This is a genomic window from Phormidium pseudopriestleyi FRX01, from assembly GCF_017313335.1.
GTDB lineage: Bacteria > Cyanobacteriota > Cyanobacteriia > Cyanobacteriales > Laspinemataceae > Laspinema > Laspinema pseudopriestleyi.
In genome coordinates this window covers 1-3,251 of record NZ_JAFLQW010000207.1, presented here as the reverse complement: position 1 = coordinate 3,251, position 3,251 = coordinate 1, and the positions used below count along the sequence as shown (strand labels likewise).

At 51.5% G+C, this 3,251-nt stretch carries 2 protein-coding genes; one reads left to right on the top strand and one right to left on the bottom strand.

Translation table 11 applies throughout. The features are described from left to right. Positions 1-1,289 (bottom strand): DUF7948 domain-containing protein (locus tag J0895_RS07515; protein WP_207087489.1); only part of this gene is annotated, 1,289 nt, incomplete at its 3' end. A 458-nt stretch (positions 1,290-1,747) separates the two neighbouring features. On the opposite strand from J0895_RS07515, the gene glpX reads away from it, so the two are divergent. Beyond that, entirely contained in the window at positions 1,748-2,785 is a 1,038-nt protein-coding gene (gene glpX, locus J0895_RS07510; RefSeq protein ID WP_207087488.1) for a class II fructose-bisphosphatase, read from the top strand. Positions 2,786-3,251: the final 466 nt, after the last annotated feature.

Below are 3,251 nucleotides of genomic sequence, written 5' to 3'. Positions count from 1 at the left end.
GCTGCCGTCTGTGCCGATCCCACGCTGACGGGGAAATTATCCGAAGCCGTTTGTCCCACCACAAAGGCACTGCCGCGACTATCTACAACCACATCTAAGGCCCGGTCGTTTTCCAGGCCCCCTAAATAAGTCGAGTAGAAAGCGCTGGCTCCATCGGGAGCAATCTTGGTAATAAAGGCATCAAATTTGAAGGAACCCGGATTACTAATGGTGCTTTGTAAGGGAATCCGGGTGGGAAAGTCTGTGGAGATGGTTCTTCCGGCGATATAGATATTTCCTTCTGCATCCAGGGCGATCGCATCCCCTTGGTCTTGCAGGGTCCCGCCCAAATAGCTGGAATATTGCAGGGTGGGGTCAATAATCAAGGCATAGTTCGGGTCATAAGAGCCTAACTCAAATCCAACTTGGCCCTCCCCAAGTAATTCATACTGACCCGCCACAGAAACGCGATCGCCTTCGATATCCTGATAAATAATCGGTGCTGCCTCGATTAACTCACCCAAGGCAGTTTGTAAAACCAAAGCCCCTTCCCGCAGGGCGATCGCCTCAATGCCGCTATAGTCCAACAGAATTTGGTCCGGATCCGCTCCCGGGTCCACCACAAATTCTCGCTTGAGCACCCCTTCTGTGCCGCGATAAACTAAATCAATCCCGTCATAAAGGTCCCGATAAGCAATGCCTTGGTAGGTGGGAACATTCCCCGACCAACTGGACCCATCAGACCCGGATAAGAAATTCGCCAATCCCGGCAAGGGTTCTATCCCTTCTATCACCGGGTCACCATTGGCCCCCACAAACTCTAGGCGCACCACGGAAGATTGCAGTTCATCGGATTCTGGGTCCGGTTGTGCTGCTGCGGTCAGAACCACCTCATCCGGGGTAAAGAAAATGGCATGAGATGCGCCTCGGACCGAGAAATTCACCGTGGGGTCAAATTGCCCCGCATTGGGAATAAAACTTAACGGTAACTGGCCTAAATTCGGGACCTGTTCCCCCAGCAAGGGGTCCCCGGAACTCCCTTCAGGGGAAACGGTTTCGGCGGGGGCGATCGGCAACCGTCCTTCCTGCTGACCATACAGCAGCCAATGTTCCCACCCACTCTCAAACCCTCCGATGCTAACCGCTTCAGCAACATCGGGATAAGCATTCAAATAAAACTCAGCATCGAATCCCGTGCCCGCCGCTTCAGTTGAGAAAGGCCACTGCCCAGAGGCATCTACCAGACTAGATGGTTCTAGTGGCGATCGCCTTTCGATTTCCAACCCCTCGACATCCATGTTGTTTTGCATCGTAAAATTGTTTTAAATCAGACCAAAGCAGCACGATTCGGCAAGGGTCAGGCGTTCTGCCTGCTGGGAATCTATCGTGCTGGGTGTGATCATAGCCGATCATTTCGTCAGAGCCACGGATTTTCCCGTTCCCGGCAGGGGGAGTCCAGGCATTTCTCCACCCTATCTCTCCCAGATTACCCACAACCTTGGTCATTTGTCATTTGTCGTTGGTCCTTGGTCGGATGACAAATAACAAATAACCAATGACCAATGGCCAAGATTATTGGTCATTGGTCATTGGTCGGATAACCAATAACCAATGACCAATGACCAATAACCAATGACAATACCCTAGCAGCAAAACTTAACAAAAACTGAGTTAATCGCGATCGCTATGGGTATCCGTCCTCTGATAGACTTTTAGACGGTTGTAGCCAGAGAAAAGGCTGCTGATAGGCAGTTGGGAGGAAAATTCCGTGGATAGTGTAATCGGTTTAGAGATTATTGAAGTCGTCGAACAAGCCGCGATCGCATCGGCTCGTTGGATGGGTAAAGGCGACAAAAATACCGCTGACCATGTAGCGGTAGAAGCGATGCGCGAACGCATGAACCGCATTCATATGCGAGGCCGCATCGTCATCGGGGAAGGCGAGCGCGATGAAGCTCCCATGTTGTACATCGGGGAAGAAGTTGGTATCTGTACTCAGGAAAATGCCAGCCAATTCTGCGACCCCCAACAACTGGTCGAAATTGATATCGCCGTTGACCCCTGTGAAGGCACCAACTTAGTTGCTTATGGACAAAACGGTTCGATGGCAGTTCTCGCCATTGCCGAAAAAGGTGGCCTCTTCCGCGCACCGGACTTCTACATGAAGAAGCTTGCTGCACCCGCCTGTGCCAAAAATCATGTAGACCTCAATAAATCTGCCACCGAAAACCTCAAAATCCTCTCGGACTGCATGAGTCGCTCCATTGAGGAATTGGTCGTGGTGGTGATGGATCGTCCCCGTCACAAAGGCTTAATCGAAGAAATCCGCGCCGCCGGAGCCCGAGTGCGTCTGATCAGCGATGGAGATGTCTCTGCTGCGATTTCTTGCGCGTTCTCCGGAACCAACATCCACGCTCTGATGGGAATTGGTGCAGCTCCCGAAGGCGTTATCTCCGGTGCTGCAATGCGCTGTTTAGGCGGTCACTTCCAAGGTCAGCTGATTTATGACCCCGAAGTGGTCAAAACTGGGCTAATCGGCGAAAGCAAAGAAAGCAATATCGCTCGTTTGCACGAAATGGGCATCACGGACCCCGATCGCGTTTACAACGCAGAAGAATTAGCTTCTGGAGAGACTGTGCTGTTTGCTGCATCCGGTATTACTCCCGGAACGTTAATGCAAGGAGTTCGCTTCTTCAAAGGTGGCGCTCGCACTCACAGCCTGGTTATTTCTAGCCAGTCGAGTACCGCTCGTTTTGTCGATACGATTCATATGTACGACGCTCCGAAGAGCCTACAATTGCGCTAATCCAGATTCGGCGCGGTTAAGGAAGGAACGAAAGCAGGATGACCTCACAACTGTGACTTAACAGAGGTTAGAATCCCGCTGTTTCATCAGCGGAGTCTTTCCCGTGCGATCCCTTCTGCCGGTGGTGCGGACCACTCTAAAGTCCGCTCCCTCTCCTTCCTTCCCCGACCCGCGATCGCTCCTGTACCCTGCGTCTTTCCCTTGCTCAATCCCCGAGGATTGCGCTGACCCACCCGGGTTTCAGTTAGGATAAAAATAAAGACAACCCGATTAATTCAGTTCGCCAAAGATAGAATCTCATCGATACGCTTGTCAAACATCAAGAGGGCTTGAACCGTACCACGTCTAAAGCCGGGGGATTCCTGCCTACCCCAAAGGGCGACAGCGGGACATTCAAGTATCCCTCTAGACCATCAAAACAACTATCCCTAAAAGAAAAGAGATGATGCAATTTGGCTTACTTCTT